Genomic DNA, 14,401 nt, shown 5'->3' with positions numbered 1-14,401 from the left:
ATCAACGGTGCAGCATGGCTTTCGGGTACTCCAGCGGTCTGTAGCTGACTGGCAATGGTATTCCTCCAGCTATGGAAGACATGGCATTCGGAAGTGTCAGAATGGGCTGGACGCCGTCATTCGCTGCTAAATGCTCTAATGACCGCTCTGCGGACAAAGCCGTCTATCGGACCATATTTTAGGATTGATGTTGGAACTGGAAATTAGATTTAGCTGCTGCGATACCCTCGACATTGGCGTAGACGCCGCGGCGGGGGCCATTCCAAGCTGGTAGGCCCCAGAGAACCTGCAACTGTGACCGAAATCAAACCAACCTCGATTCACCGCATGTATCGGATGGAGCTTTGATACTTTCAAATTGCGGCTAGATCTTCGCTGAAGACAAAAGTGTCCATCGCAGCGAGCGACAGATTTGAGTTCGCAGGGACAGTCGAAGCAAATATCTTCAAAGCTCTTTTCGAATGAAGTGTGAATAGCTTGGTCGATCCGGTTTCAAACGACCGCTCTCGTCGAAGTCGCTGTCTGCGTTGAATTGAATAAGCGGGCGCCGGTCGAATTCCGCCATGAGCGCGGCTTGCGCGCGCAGAGTATTGGTAAGCCGATCCTGAAGGGCTTCCTGCCTCGCGCCCCGATGGTAACCATGAACTCCATGCACGATTTCGGGAATTACAACAGAAAACCCAAGATATCTTAGCGCATAGGCTGTGGGCCACAACAACATCTGTATGTCGCCCTCCCTCCCGTTGAAGGCGCTCTCTTCTTCTTTCGATCCAGTCGTCACGCAAAAAAGGGCCTTCTTTCTACGAAATTGGCCCGTATCGAAGCGATGCTCTACCGAGTGAAGTTCACCATGTGCAAAAACGCGATCAAACCAACCTTTGAGAATTGCTGGCGGTGAAAACCACCAGACCGGAAAGTGAAAAACTATGCGATCCGCGCGCCGTATCTTGTCTATTTCGTCCATCACGTCTGCTTGAAGAAGACGATTGTCGGACGCTTCTTCCTGCGCCCGGAGAGCGTCAAAGCAGGTATCCGTCTGCAGGTGGGGATAGCGCTTTGCACACTCGACAGGTTGGAAATCCATTGAAACCAGATCAGAACTCAGAACTGTATCACCTAAGGCTTCGCAGGCGCTTCGGGTTGCGTCAGCCCACGCGCCATTGAACGAGCGAGGGTCGGGATGGGCCAGGACGATCAATGTAGTGGTCAAAGCACGCTCCGAAACATAATCTTCACGATCTGATCCGGTCAAACTGCAGTTGAAGCGGCAGCAACGCAATAGCCGCTTTGTCCGCTCCTCGGTCGTTGGTTTGGTGCGGTGCTTAGCGAAGGCTCTTTGAGCAAGAAAAGGACCGGACCGTGTATTCTGGTCGACACTACGTAATGATCGAAATCAATAGTCCGCCAGCGTTTGCTGCTAGGTTCTGCGACAACTGGAGGGCGGAAGATGGAATTCAGAAAGCGGCGAAGGGAACTGCAGGGCTTAAATGGAGCAATTGGCTTTGTGGTGGGCTTGGGTGGCTATCTCGGTGGACTTTATTCGAATGCCATCGCGACTTTTGCAATGTTTGCGATCTGGATCATTGGAGCGACGCTGATAAACGTCTTGACGGATCCTCCGGAAAAGAGGTGACGGCTAGATACATAGACCGCGCAATTTCTAGCGTAGCCTCTGCCAGAGAAATGGGTCGCGCCGCTTCTACATCGTTCCGGATTTTATGCGAAGCAGTCGTTCTTTCACGACCCCGGGAACGTCAGCAGGGCCCCGCCAGAGCCCTGCATCGTCGATTTTTTGGTATGACCTATCTTTCGAAGCCACCCACTTGGTCATAGAAAGTGGCACCAAAGCCTGCCAAACCTTCCCGGACGCCTCCTTCAGCGGGACCATAAACCTGCAGCCCGGTAGGGGTCAGGATTGCAAGAAACCGCTCTGCAAAGTTCTCTCCAAAGTTACCCAGATGAATGCCCGCATCAGCATTTGTCTCGTAGCGTTCGTTAATGTGGACCGTGCTCCCAGAGCGATACCACTCATAGCCCTTCGCTCCCGCTTCCTCTTTTGTCGCCTCGACCATTTCGGCCATAAGAGCTTGGAAGGCTTCATCTTGACCTTCGCCAAGTTCGAGCGTGATTGTCCATGACACATCATCGGTCGCGTCAGTATTGGTCTCCGCTAATGTTGGGGTTGTGGCAGACAAAAGCATAGTCGCGGAAACAGCCGCTGCGATAATTGACTTAAAGAGCATCAGTTAGTCCCTTCTAAAAATTGATTGTAGGAGGAGAGCTTATGCGCAAAAGGTGTGGGTTCCAAATCCTCACCAACTTGCACTGAGATCAAGACGTGTGATCTATCCGACTGAACGTCGGTTTTTGGCCAGCTCAGGTTGTGGCCTCGAGCGCTTCAAGACCGGCGTTGTAAAGCCCTGCCAAAAGACCTTCGAGTTGCGAAAGTTCGATACCAACCGGCTCAAACTGCGCTTCCCAGACGACTTCCGCGCCACCACTGTTTATCGGCTCCACTCGGATGGTCGAAATGTAATCGCTCATTGGCAAGGGGCTTTCGATGATACGGTAGCTATAGCTGCGGGCCAGTGGATCGTGTGCAGTGATCTCTTCTTTCACCACGCCACCATCTGCCAGTGTGCAAACACGGCTGTTGTGACTGATTGGAGAACTCGCGATGGCTGGATGCCAATCCGCAAGTTTCCCCGGCTCGCCGATAAGCGACCAAATGTGATCAGCAGTTGCCTTGTATTCATGAGAAATTTTAATGTATGCCATTTCAAGTGCTTTCTTCTTTAGCTTCAAGTCATGCGTTATTGGATTTTTAGTTGTTCAAAATCAGATATTTGCTTTGCCTTTCTCAGGTAACAGCTGCAAAGTTAATTGACTCGCGACGACCACGCAAACGACAATAATTCAAGGTAACCTGAGAAAAATTCATCTATGAACCTTTCCAGCATAAATACGAACCTTCTGGTTGCTTTGGACTTATTGCTTACGCACCAAAGCGTTCAAGTCGCCGCAGAAAAGCAATACGTGACGGCTTCCGCCATGAGTCATTCGCTCCGTATGCTGCGCGATCTTTTTGGTGACGAGCTATTGACCCGAACCGGCGGCAAAATGATCCGCACGCCATTTGGCGAGCAACTCATGGCTCCGCTTCATCGCGCCTTGCTAGAGCTCGAACGCGCTGTCTCGACAGTCGGAGAATTTGATCCAAGCCGCTCAGAACGCGGGTTTGTCATCGCAGCGCCTGATTTTCTGAGCACCCTTATTCTGCCGCCGGTCCTCAAAATCCTCGAACGTGAAGCCCCAAAGCTTGATCTGGAAATCCGCCCTATTGCTCGGGCCGGCGCCCTGCGTTTTGATGAACTTGCGCGCCTGGCCGATGGCGATATCGATCTGCTACTTGCGGCTGTTCTCACTGGAAGTCAGGCGCAAAGTCTTCCCGAAATACGCGGTACCAACCTCTATGAGGAAGAATTCGTTTGCGTGGTCCGCAACGACCACCCCGCAGTGGGTGAGAGTCTTGACCTTGAAACCTACGCAGCCCTTCCGCATCTCTTGATTACAATCACCGAAGACCGCAGTCCAAGCTGGATTGATGAAGAGCTCGCCCGCCACGGCCTTAGCCGCCGCGTTGCCATGAGGACGCGATACTTCATGTCCGCCCCGCTATTGATCGCCAAGAGTGACCTTCTGCTGACTTGCCCCAGACAGCTCGCTCGCTATTTCGCGCAAACTGCCAATTTGCGTATCTTTGAGCCACCACTGGCGCTTCCTTCCTACTTCGAACAGATCGCATGGCACGCCCGCTTCGATGCTGACCCGGCATCACTTTGGCTGCGCTCGACTCTGCGCCGCGCTGCGGAGGAAGTAATTGTCCGCAGATAAGAACGTCCGGGTACGGTCTTGGGCAGTAGCTAACTCCCGCCTTGTGTCGTGAAACGCTCCATCACCAGAGCAGCTCAACACATCTAGATCAAATAGCCCAAGCAAGGCCGCACGCATCAAGTACAAGCCGAGTCAAACTGAAGCATTTTCCACAGCGTAATCGCTGTGGTCATTCGGGCGGTCAAGCGACCGCTCAGGGATACAACGAGCGGTTCAATAGGACCCTCCGCCGGGAAGTTCTCAATGCGGAGTGGGTCAAATCAACGAAGCAGATTCAGGTCGTCGTCGATCACTCGCTAAGGCAGTACAACCACACCCGTCCGCATCAGGCGCTCAATATGCGCCCACCAGTGCCGGAAACCCTTTTTGAGCCCCCCTGATCAGTGGCCCAGAAACAGAGGGCGAAACAGACAAAGTCATTGGCCGTCAGCCCTTTTATTTAGGGCTCTACTTTCCCAGGCGCGCCCGCTGCGTCACGCGCGCCATCCGGACGGGAGGCGGTCGTAACCGTAGGCTTCGTAGTCGGCCTGATAAACGGCGAAAACTTCCTCTTCCAGGTGGGCAAGTTCGGCATCAGTCAGACTAAGTACTTGTCCAAAACTCTGATCAGCCGCGCGCGTCACGTTCTTCCGTTCTTCCACAGGGTGCGGATTGATCCCTGCTGCGCGAATTTGAGCTTCCCAATTATCGCTTTCCTCTACCTTCAAAATAAGGTCGGCTACTGGCTTGCTGACGCTTGGAAAGTGGGTCCAGATCTTCTGGGGTCCGAGTTTCCCAGGATATTGACCAATAAATTCAAGAAATGTGAAAAGGTCCATTCCTTGAATCCTGTCACCCCATTCCCGTTTCAGGACGCCTCCCCGTTGTTTGAGGATCATGAAGACATACCTGGAGACGAACCTGTCGAACGGGTGCCTGACAGCGACCACACTAAACGTGGAATGCCACATGCGCCGAGAATACGCTTGGCTCGGTCCGGTATGCGTTGTGCCAATGCTTGTGTCCGCGCTCAGCATAATTTTCAGAGAGCTTCCCGCAGCTTTGGGGTTATGGATCACGACGACTTGCCGTCCATCTACCCTGTGAGGGGTAAGATGCTTTCGCGGTATCGTGCCTGTAATGGCATAGAGGCGCTTGGACGCCTTGTGGATTGCCATCTTGAGCGGATTGCGGCGAAGCGCCTTTTCCATTTTCTCATCCCCGTTCGCTGGCCTGGCTTCCAGCTTCTAGGCCACGGATCTAGTTTGTGGCTAATCCAAAAATCTTAGAGAGGTCCATTTTCTGCTCCAACCGATCGCCAAGAAGCAAGGCACCAGCCGGAGTCAAATGTCCGCCATCCTGCGAAATCAATCTTCCGCCTTCGGTGACCTGAGGACAGTTGCCATCGTTGTCACAAAGCGCTCCAATTATATCTAAATAGATTGTCTGTTCGATCGTTTTCAGTCGCTTGTTTAGCAGTAAGATTTCGATGTCGGTCATATGGCGATTAGCTACTCGCTCGTAAATCGACATCTGAAGCAGAACCCTGATGTCAACGACCCCAAACTGTTTTGGGCCAACAAGAACGACCGACGCCGAACTGAGTTCCTTAATTCTCATTATTGTTTCGACCACAAATGGTGCGGCAGCGGCCTTCCAATTTGATACAAGCACGATAACGTCGGCTGCGCCGATTGTCTCTAGCATCTCAGGACTACGGTACCACTGCGAAGTTCCTGCAATTTGGCGTATCCCAAATCTCCTTCAGACGCAGATCATCTGACTTCTGAAAGTAAGGCGCACAATCTCCTCCGATAGTCCAATAGGACGGATCAATCCTGGAAAGATAACTGCGCAACCTTCTGTGGCAACAACATTGTCCAGAAAACCGTTGAGATTGTCTGCCTCAGAATCCGAAATACGTGCGAGGCGGGCCATGCATTCCTGAATACGCGCTCTTAGATCTGCGGGATCACTCATGATGGCCGCTGCCGCAGCCGACACCTCGTCCTTATTGGCATGATCGACCAGGCGAATGTTGCCATCAAACCGGTTCACCAGCCCTTTGGACTTGTGACTGTTTGAGTCGGTGAGAATAACAGGTACATTCAGCGACAAGGCAGAAATTGATGTATGGTAGCGCCCGCCGATGACCAATTCTGAACCAGCCAGAACATCGGGCATTTGATCGACATCCGGGCATTGGAGTGATGACACGACTTCGGTCTTGTGCTGAAGGGTCTTTGCGCAACGCTCGTAGTTGAGGTGTCCGTGACCCGCTGCCTGGCCTGATATGACAGGTCCGGTTTGATTGTTGGTGCATGATTGGCCTGAGTGGGGTCGACGGTGGAATCCTTTCGGTCTACTAAAAGTGGACTCCAAATAATGGCGCCGTGGGAGAATCCCGGATGGGCATCCTATTGATGAACGATACGGACGAGGAAAGCAGCCACTTTGGATGTATGCGAGTCATGCGATCCATTCGAGAAGCTCTGGGACAAAGGGGGTATGGCTCTCTGCCTAGCTTACTGGTTGGAACAGATTGGAAGAACAACGCCCACGAAAAGGCCAAGATCGACGCTGCGCAAGTTCTGGTCATCAACGGGGAAGGTACCTTGCATCACGGGAAGAGGAAGGGGCTTTGGCTATTGGAGGCCGGGGAGCGTGTAAGAAAAAATGGCGGAAAGGTTGCGCTCATCAACGCCTTATGGCAGCAGAACCCGAAGGAATGGGCCGGCCTCGCCTCTCGGTTTGATCTGATCTATTGTCGCGACAGCCGGTCGGCTTCAGAGCTTTCGAACCAGTCAGGAATAGATGTCGCCTGGCTTGGCGATTTATCCATGTTTCAATCGCTGAACATTCCCAGTCAAAACCGCAAAGGCGTAACCGTCAGTTGCTCTGTGAACCGCGACGTGGAGAAACGACTTGCAAATTTCGCCACATCTACGGGTTCCTCTTATGTGCCGGTCACACCGCAACTAAAACATGTCAGCGTTCATACTCGCGGATTGAAAAGAACGCTGCGAAAAGCCTATGTTCGCTATATAGAAAAGCGCTTCTTAGCCAAGCATCCAGGCACGCGACTCCTGAAGAATGACATCGACTACCTGAATGAACTGTGTCAGCGCGAATTATTGGTTACTGGTCGCTTTCATGCGGTGTGTATGGCCATCCTAGCAGGCACCCCGTTTGTGGCGATCAAGTCAAATAGCTGGAAGATCGAGGCGCTTCTGGCAGACATCGGGCTCAATCCCGATCGCATTCAATCCGAGGACGCACTGAACGCCAATCTGCTTGGTAAGGATTGGTCTTTTACAGAGAGAGAGCTCGCAGCAATAGATGCAAGTCTCCAACTCTGGAGGGCTGATGGCGAGATCATGTTCGACCGGATTGCTGACCTGACGAATTAATCACAGAAGCTCGGTGCGTGGTTATAGAGCAATCGCTCATGGACTTACCAATTCGGGAATGCCAGAAAAAGACATGAGTAGGATACTTCGAAACATCGTTGGTGGTGGAAGAAAGTGGCTTCGTCCGCGCGTTCAAGTAACTGTGACCGAACCATGTCACCTGCTTGAGTTCAGTCATTGGATTGAGTCTGCCTCGCTGAGAATGGATGTGCCAATTGATCTGCTGCGGATGCAGGGTGGGTTTGCATTCGATTCCGACCATCCATTTGTTAAGGCTTTGAACGAGGGTGCCGAGACACTCTTTGACTTCTATGAGGGCTTCCAACCCCGTTCAATTGCGGAATTTTACGCATTAGAATGCGTTGGTCGCGTGGGCGAAGACCTGCCTCCTTGGGAGATCCCGTGGTACCTAAGAGAATCACGCATTCCGCCACCGGGTGAAAAAAAACTGGGTCGTGAGCATGGGGTTTCTTTTTATGGCCCTGCGACAGAAGAAAAGATCGCCTTGGAAATGTCGAGGCTTCGAAGCGTGTGTGAGAGCATCAAGTCCAATGGATTTACCCCTGACAATCACGGCGACATTGAAGGGTATGTCATGCGGGATGGGGCCGACTTGTGCTTCTTTGTGCGGGGTGGAAAACACCGAGCCGCTGCATTGGCAAGCCTAGGATACCGCACAGTTCCCGTAGCATTTCGCCGAGGATTTCCAAGGGTGATCGACACTAGCCAGACCGATTTTTGGCCGTTGGTTCGAAATGGCAGTATTGATGGATCACTGGCAAAAGACGTGTTTAGTGCTTACACCCGACCGAAACCGCAATTGAGAGACAGGCATGGACAAACTACTTGAAGCATATTCGGGAGACCGTGCGCGTGACTACGACAGTCGCCGTTCAAAGTCATCCAGATGGAAGGCCGAGATTGCAGCGTTCGAGTCGATGCTTTCCAAGTCAAAGGCAACCAGCGTTCTCGATTGCCCATTTGGAACCGGCCGCTGGATAACGCAGTATGCCGAGCACGACCTAAATGTTATCGGGGTAGACCTCTCCGCAGGCATGTTGGAGGAAGCCGAAGCCAAGATCGCGGCACTTCCGGAGGCCAAACAAGAACGGTTTTCGCTCAAAGAGAAAAGTATTTTCGATCTATCGCCGACCGATTTCCCTGACCAGCCCAACCTGATCGTATGTGTCCGCTTCTTGAATTGGATTTCGGCCTCGGAAGTCGAGAAAGTCCTTGATCTGCTAAGCGCCTTTCAAGCCAAGGAAATGATTGTCGGCGCTAGTGTTGTACCAAAGAAATCCGGCCCATTGGCGCGATTTTGGTATTGGATATCGCTGAAGCTGATCAATTTTCGACATCCAAATCGGCCAGCTCAGTATGTTCATGATGAAGGCGGGTTCTTGAATGTCTTAAATTCCCATGGCTGGCGCATCGCTGACCAGGTACAGACTATGAAGCGAAACGCGAGAGTGAACTATCTTTACCACTGCATTCGGGATTGAGCGTTGATATTGGACACACGTCAATCAAACCATTTGTGCCAGAAAGAGCTACGACACTTAGGCGAGGCGATCCTGTTGGAAAAAGCGCTGACGTTTGAGGCGCACTCAATCGATTGTCAATCCGCCGAGGCCTTATCCGACGTCCAAATGAGCTACTTCTTTTTTTCCTAAGGGTTGGTCCTGAACTGAGCTTTTAGTTTCGAAAAGTCTTCTGGGCTTTTGGCTCAGTCGAGGAAACGTTTGAGATTGACAGGCTCGAACATCCGCGAAGGTCCAAAATGATCGGTTGGTTGCTCCGTTTCTGCCGTAGCGGAGCAACTAATACCTGCGTGCAGCGACTCCTAGGTCCGTTATACCAATCGACGCTCTTGTCAAATTCACTGATCACGCTCCTGCGGCGATCAAGAACGATTTCAGTTACGCGCGCAAAGCGCAGCCCTAGTGCAAGCGTCACAGAGGCTGAAACAGTTGTCCTTGGGTCATTTATGCGCCTTGCATCAAATACTCAGCTCTGATCCGCGCCTCAAACCCGTGCGCCCATCAAGTCCGACACCTTTTCGCCAATCATGATCGCTGGCGCGTTGGTATTACCCGACACGATCTCCGGCATGATCGAACAATCCGCCACGCGCAGCCCTTCGATGCCGTGCACTTTCAACTCAGCGTCAACCACTGCCTCCGTGCCGGACCCCATCTTGCAGGTGCCGGCCGGGTGGTAAATCGACACCGAGTTGTTGCGCGCCCAGTCCAGCGTGCCTTCGTAGTCGTCCACCGCAAGCGTATCATCTGGGCGGAAAGCTTCGGCGATTTTCGAATTCAGGGGCGCTTCCCGCGCAATGCGCCGCGCGATATTCACACCCTCCACGATGGTCCGGCAATCGGTCTCGGTCGACAGATAGTTCGGATGGATTTTCGGGTATGACTTGGGCGAGGGGCCGTCGAGCCTGATTTCGCCGCGGCTTTCGGGCCGAAGTTGGCAGACCGACATGGTAAATGCCGAGAACGGATGCACGCCCGCACCGGGGCTGTCGGCTGACCAGGGCTGCACATGGAACTGAATATCCGGCGTCACCACATCGTCGCGCGTCTTGAGAAACCCCGTCGCCAAAGATGCCGCCATCGTCATCGGGCCTGAACGGAACATCGCATATTTCAGCGCGATCCGCGCCTGATTGAACAGGGACCGCACCTCGTCGTTCAGCGTCGCCTCGTTGCACTTGAACACCAGCCGAGCCTGCAAGTGGTCCTGCAGGTTCTTGCCCACACCCGGCAGATCATGCACCACCTCGACCCCGTTCGCCTTCAACTGTTCGGCGTCCCCGATCCCCGACAACATCAGGATCTGCGGCGAGTTGATCGCCCCGCCCGACAAGACGATCTCGCGGCGCGCGGCGACGACTTTCTCGCTGCCGCCGGAGTCCCGGTAAGTGACGCTGACGGCGCGTTTGTTCTCGATATTGACCTTTGACACCAAGGCATTGGTCACGATCTTCAGGTTCTCGCGATGCCGGACCGGCTTCAGATAAGCGACCGCGGCTGAACAGCGCCGCCCGTTCTTGGTGGTCAGCTGGAAATACCCGACGCCTTCCTGCGTGCTGCCGTTGTAATCGGGATTGAACGGATAACCGGCGGTCTGCGCCGCCGCGACCCATGCATCGCAGATCGGGCGCTGAATGCGCATGTTCGACACGGCGAGGGGGCCGTCGTCGCCGTGAAATTCATCCGCGCCGCGCTCGTTCGCTTCTGCGCGCTTGAACAACGGCAGGACATCATCCCAGCCCCAGCCGGTATTGCCCATCTGACGCCAGCGGTCGTAATCCTGCGCCTGTCCGCGCACATAAAGTAGCCCGTTCAGGGATGAAGACCCGCCCAACACCTTGCCGCGCGGCCAGTCGATCGACCGCCCGTTCAGCCCCGGATCCGGCTCGGTGCGATAACACCAGTCGACCGTCGGGTTGTGCATCGTCTTGAAATAACCGACCGGAATGTGAATCCACGGGTTTCTGTCCACAGGTCCGGCTTCCAGCAAGACCACCTTCACGGACGGGTCCGCGCTCAGGCGATTTGCGACCACACAGCCGGCCGAACCGGCCCCGATGACGACATAATCCGCTTCCACGGCCGATCCTCCCCATTCGTTTTGAAAAAAACACTATACAGAACTAAATTACCATTCTAGACTTTTTTGAAAAGAAACGTCTCAATAATTGTCCAAACGGGAGGAATACCATGGGAATTTTTGATCGTGTGAAGGGAGTCTCACGCCGGGACTTCTTCAAGATCGCGGGCACTTACGGAATGAGCTCGACGCTTCTGGCGGCGGGAACGTTCGGTGGTGCTATGACTGCAGCGAACCTCGCCAAGGCCGCTGAATCGACCTACAACAAGCGTTTCTCGAAAGAAGCGAAATACACACTCAAGTTCGGTGCTGCCGGCTTCAACCCGCAGAACCTTCTTATCGAGCGTGCAGGATGCCTCGAATTCGCCCGCGACCTTGAAGAGCGCACTGACGGCGAAATCCGCATAGAATTCATCGGCAATAACCAGATTTGCGGTCAGTTGTCCTGCGTCGAGAAGGCCCAGCAGGGCATCATCGACATCTACGCGGCCTCCACTCAGAACTCGGCCGGTGGTGCACCATATCTGAACGTTCTGGACTATGCGTACATGTTCCGCAGTCGCGCGGACCAGTATTACTTCATGTACAGCCCGGAATCGCAGCGCATCCTGCGTGATCCCTTCGAGGCGCGTCACGGCCTGAAGTTCCTCTTCACCCATGCCGAATTGCGCGGCATCATGATGGGCCAGAACTTTGCCGATAAGCCGACGGTCACATCGATCGAAGACATTATGGGCACCAAGAACCGCGTCACGGGCACCCAGCTTGGCCGAATCGCCATGGAAGCCCTGAACCTCAACCCGGTTCCGGTTGCATGGGAAGAAACCCTCGACGGTCTGAAGCAGGGCCTGATCGACGGTGCGGAAACATGGGCATCGGCTGTGGCTTACGCCAACATGTCGCCTGTGGTCAGCCAGGTTGTCGACCTGCGCTTCTTCTGCGGTACCGAGCACACCGCCATGACGGCATCGACTTTCGACAGCCTTGGCGGCACGTTGCAGGATGCGGTGATGGAATCGTCCTACCTCACACAGGTTCACGTACAGGCCGCGAACGAAGCCGCACTTGTGAACACCGTGGGTCACACCAATCCACCACGTCCAGGCACGATCTTCGCAGAAAACAACGTCCGCGTTGCGGCTCTGGCCGACAGCGAAGTGCGCAAAGCCGAAGAGATGTGCTCGCCGGAATTCCAGCCACAACTCTGGGAGCAGTGGCGCGAGCGGATCAACGGTTGGGCTGGTGGCATCGACACCTATCAGGACATCTACAACGAAGTCCGCAACAACCCACACACTCTGGCCGAGAACGTCGAGCCTCGCCGGTGGTGGAAAGGCTAAACGCCTTCCTCTAGGATCAACGCCAGTCCCGGATTCGTTTGGGACTGGCATTTTTGTCAGGCACAAAGACCGGGCCGTCCGACAAGGACAAAACCCGGCTGACACGAAACGGGGAGGGATGGCCAATGTCCGTTTGGTCCGATGCAATGACGCTGTTCAGCGCGCTGGCAGGTCAGGATTCTTTTGACATTCGAAACGCGCTTCGGCCGAATTCGATGTATATCATCGCCGCGATTTATCTGTTGATCACCGGCTGGATCATGGCCTGGATCTACCACCACGTTCCCCTTTTCGAACGCTACTTCGAACGCACAGTGATGATCACCTGCTATCTGGCGATTGCGCTGATCATCTTCTGGGGCGTCGTTGACCGCTTCGTCTTTTCGAACCAGCAACCCTGGTCCACAACAATTCCGCCATTCCTCTTTATGGTCATGGCATGGTTCGGCGCGGCCTATAACGTCCGCGTCCGAACGCACCTCAGTTTCTCGGAATTCAGAACCCGGATGCCACGTATCGGACAGATGGCCTGCCTGTGGCTCGACTTTTTCCTGTGGTACGGTTTCGCGCTGATCTTCTTCGTCACCACCATGCGCGTCGTCGCGCTCTCGGCGTCGAACTTCCAGATCGTGCTGGGCACCGACAACACCATGCAGTGGTGGTTCATCCTCGCCGCGCCGGTTGCCGGAACGCTCATGGCCGCCCGCGCGGTCGAGAACATTCAGGACGACGTGAAGAACTACAAGAATGACGAACCCCTGATCACACAGGCCGTCATCGGAGGGGATACCTGACATGACCGACGGAACCTGGATCACCCTCATCTCGCTCGCGGTCACGTTTCTCTTCATGCTCGGGGTGCCGGTGCTGCTTGTGATCGCCTATTGGGTCATTGGCTGCTCCTTCGTCTTGGGCCTCACGCTCGACAACATGGGCGCCGAACTCCTCAACGTTTTCAACAAGGGCTTCGCTCTCCTTGCGATGCCGCTCTTCATCCTGACGGGGGACCTGATCAACAAATCAGGCATCGCGCGACGATTATCGGATTTCGCCTACGCCTGCCTTGGCTGGCTCCGAGGCGGCCTCGCCATGGCCAGCTTGGGTGCCTGCGGCCTCTTTGCCGCAATCTCCGGCTCGAACTCGGCCACGACGGCCACCATCGGCTCGATGCTGCACCCTGAGATGGTAAAAGGCGGCTACGACGAACGCTTCTCGGCGGCCACAGCAGCCGCCGGCGGCACGGTCGGCATCATCATCCCACCGTCGATCATCTTCATTGTCTACGGCTTCCTGATGAACCTGCCGATCTCGGACCTCTTCGTCGCCGGCATCCTGCCCGGCGCGCTCATGGTCATCGGTATGCAACTGGCCTGCTGGATCGTCTGCCGCATTAACGGCTGGGGCTACCTCATCCCGCTGCAACTGAACCGCATCCTGAAAACCGGGTTCGGCGCATGGCTTGGCTTCTTCGCCATCGGACTTGTGCTCTGGGGCATATACACTGGCAAGTTCTCCCCCACCGAAGCCGCAGGCGTCACAGTGGGCTTCTGCATCATCGCGGGCGTTGCCTCGTGGATCCTCAGCAGCGTGCTCAGAATGCGCTCGGACAAAACCTGGGAAGAAAAATCCTACGCCGAAATGCTGGTCGTCGAAGGCTTCACGCCATGGCAAATCCCTTCGATCACCATGCGTTCGGCCGAAATTACCGGCATCCTCGCGCCACTCATCGCGATCTCGGTCGTGATGCAGCAAATCCTGTCACTCCTTGGCGCACAGGAAGTCATCGGTGCCTTCGTGACCGGCATGGGCGGCTATTACGCGGTGCTGTTCACCTCGATGGTCATCGTGTTCTTCTCTGGCATGGTGCTAGAATCGCTGCCTGTCACGATCATCCTGGCCCCAATCCTCGCACCCATCGCCGCCAGCGTCGGCGTCGATCCGGTGCACTTCTCGGTGATCTTCCTCGTCGGTGCCTCCATCGGCTTCATCACACCACCCTATGGCCTCAACCTCTACGTGGCCTCGGGTGTAACGGGCGTGCCGTACTTCAGACTGCTGAAGTACACCGTGCCTTACCTCATCGCGCTAGTTGGCGTCTGGTTCCTCGTTGCTCTGACACCGGATCTTGCGCTGATGCTGTTGCCGAGCAGGTAAAGA

16 protein-coding genes are annotated in these 14,401 nt (G+C 54.6%); 9 read left to right on the top strand and 7 right to left on the bottom strand.

All coding sequences use genetic code 11. The annotated features are described in order from the left end of the window. Window positions 1-445: 445 nt before the first annotated feature. On the bottom strand, window positions 446-1,210 hold the full coding sequence (locus BOA8489_RS02845; protein WP_093972515.1) for an NAD(P)H-dependent oxidoreductase: 765 nt from the start codon (window positions 1,208-1,210) through the stop codon (window positions 446-448). A 237-nt stretch (window positions 1,211-1,447) separates the two neighbouring features. On the opposite strand from BOA8489_RS02845, the gene BOA8489_RS02840 reads away from it, so the two are divergent. Continuing rightward, complete coding sequence (locus tag BOA8489_RS02840; RefSeq protein ID WP_093972428.1) at window positions 1,448-1,633, top strand: hypothetical protein; 186 nt, start codon at window positions 1,448-1,450, stop codon at window positions 1,631-1,633. A gap of 169 nt (window positions 1,634-1,802) precedes the next feature. Here BOA8489_RS02840 and BOA8489_RS02835 read toward each other — a convergent pair whose 3' ends face one another. Together BOA8489_RS02835 and BOA8489_RS02830 are read right to left on the bottom strand one after the other, a co-directional pair. Next, on the bottom strand, window positions 1,803-2,243 hold the full coding sequence (locus BOA8489_RS02835; RefSeq protein ID WP_093972427.1) for a putative quinol monooxygenase: 441 nt from the start codon (window positions 2,241-2,243) through the stop codon (window positions 1,803-1,805). Between the two features lie 133 nt (window positions 2,244-2,376). Further along, window positions 2,377-2,805, bottom strand: coding sequence for an SRPBCC family protein (locus tag BOA8489_RS02830; RefSeq protein WP_141138221.1), 429 nt, complete (start codon window positions 2,803-2,805; stop codon window positions 2,377-2,379). 138 nt (window positions 2,806-2,943) lie between these two features. Between BOA8489_RS02830 and BOA8489_RS02825 the strand changes: the two genes are divergently transcribed. Next, a complete protein-coding gene (locus BOA8489_RS02825; RefSeq protein WP_093972425.1) occupies window positions 2,944-3,894 on the top strand; it encodes a LysR family transcriptional regulator in 951 nt (316 codons plus the stop codon). 41 nt (window positions 3,895-3,935) lie between these two features. After that, the gene (locus tag BOA8489_RS21025; protein WP_093972424.1) at window positions 3,936-4,274 is read left to right on the top strand and encodes an integrase core domain-containing protein; all 339 of its coding nucleotides are present in this window, start codon (window positions 3,936-3,938) and stop codon (window positions 4,272-4,274) included. Between the two features lie 93 nt (window positions 4,275-4,367). Here BOA8489_RS21025 and BOA8489_RS02815 read toward each other — a convergent pair whose 3' ends face one another. Genes BOA8489_RS02815 through BOA8489_RS20110 form a run of 3 tightly spaced genes read right to left on the bottom strand, consistent with a single transcriptional unit; the run spans window position 4,368 to window position 6,255 of the window. Then, a complete protein-coding gene (locus tag BOA8489_RS02815) occupies window positions 4,368-5,084 on the bottom strand; it encodes a sulfotransferase family 2 domain-containing protein (protein WP_093972423.1) in 717 nt (238 codons plus the stop codon). Between the two features lie 49 nt (window positions 5,085-5,133). Further along, window positions 5,134-5,580, bottom strand: a complete 447-nt coding sequence (locus BOA8489_RS02810) for an SGNH hydrolase domain-containing protein (protein ID WP_093972422.1) — start codon at window positions 5,578-5,580, stop codon at window positions 5,134-5,136. 57 nt (window positions 5,581-5,637) lie between these two features. After that, window positions 5,638-6,255 carry a polysaccharide pyruvyl transferase family protein gene (locus tag BOA8489_RS20110; protein ID WP_281256161.1) on the bottom strand — a complete coding sequence of 206 codons (618 nt, stop codon included), beginning with the start codon at window positions 6,253-6,255 and terminating at the stop codon, window positions 5,638-5,640. 26 nt (window positions 6,256-6,281) lie between these two features. Here BOA8489_RS20110 and BOA8489_RS02800 point away from each other — a divergent pair, with 26 nt between their 5' ends. The 3 genes from BOA8489_RS02800 (at window position 6,282) to BOA8489_RS02790 (ending at window position 8,785) form a co-directional block, all read left to right on the top strand. Further along, on the top strand, window positions 6,282-7,283 hold the full coding sequence (locus tag BOA8489_RS02800; protein WP_093972420.1) for a polysaccharide pyruvyl transferase family protein: 1,002 nt from the start codon (window positions 6,282-6,284) through the stop codon (window positions 7,281-7,283). 73 nt (window positions 7,284-7,356) lie between these two features. Next, window positions 7,357-8,133, top strand: coding sequence for a ParB N-terminal domain-containing protein (locus BOA8489_RS02795; protein WP_141138219.1), 777 nt, complete (start codon window positions 7,357-7,359; stop codon window positions 8,131-8,133). Then, complete coding sequence (locus BOA8489_RS02790; RefSeq protein ID WP_093972418.1) at window positions 8,117-8,785, top strand: class I SAM-dependent methyltransferase; 669 nt, start codon at window positions 8,117-8,119, stop codon at window positions 8,783-8,785. Before BOA8489_RS02795 ends, BOA8489_RS02790 begins: the two co-directional genes overlap by 17 nt. A gap of 523 nt (window positions 8,786-9,308) precedes the next feature. Here the strand turns inward: BOA8489_RS02790 and BOA8489_RS02785 are convergent. After that, window positions 9,309-10,904 (bottom strand): GMC family oxidoreductase, encoded by a 1,596-nt coding sequence (locus tag BOA8489_RS02785; RefSeq protein ID WP_093972417.1) that lies wholly within the window; start codon window positions 10,902-10,904, stop codon window positions 9,309-9,311. 110 nt (window positions 10,905-11,014) lie between these two features. Between BOA8489_RS02785 and BOA8489_RS02780 the strand changes: the two genes are divergently transcribed. The 3 genes from BOA8489_RS02780 (at window position 11,015) to BOA8489_RS02770 (ending at window position 14,398) form a co-directional block, all read left to right on the top strand. Continuing rightward, window positions 11,015-12,244, top strand: coding sequence for a TRAP transporter substrate-binding protein (locus BOA8489_RS02780; RefSeq protein ID WP_093972416.1), 1,230 nt, complete (start codon window positions 11,015-11,017; stop codon window positions 12,242-12,244). 125 nt (window positions 12,245-12,369) lie between these two features. Then, complete coding sequence (locus tag BOA8489_RS02775; protein ID WP_093972415.1) at window positions 12,370-13,038, top strand: TRAP transporter small permease; 669 nt, start codon at window positions 12,370-12,372, stop codon at window positions 13,036-13,038. 1 nt (window position 13,039) lies between these two features. After that, window positions 13,040-14,398 (top strand): TRAP transporter large permease, encoded by a 1,359-nt coding sequence (locus tag BOA8489_RS02770; protein WP_093972414.1) that lies wholly within the window; start codon window positions 13,040-13,042, stop codon window positions 14,396-14,398. Window positions 14,399-14,401 lie beyond the last annotated feature (3 nt).

Source organism: Boseongicola aestuarii (assembly GCF_900184815.1).
In the GTDB taxonomy this organism is placed as follows: Bacteria; Pseudomonadota; Alphaproteobacteria; order Rhodobacterales; family Rhodobacteraceae; genus Boseongicola; species Boseongicola aestuarii.
This window is presented reverse-complemented; position numbering and strand designations above follow the sequence as displayed.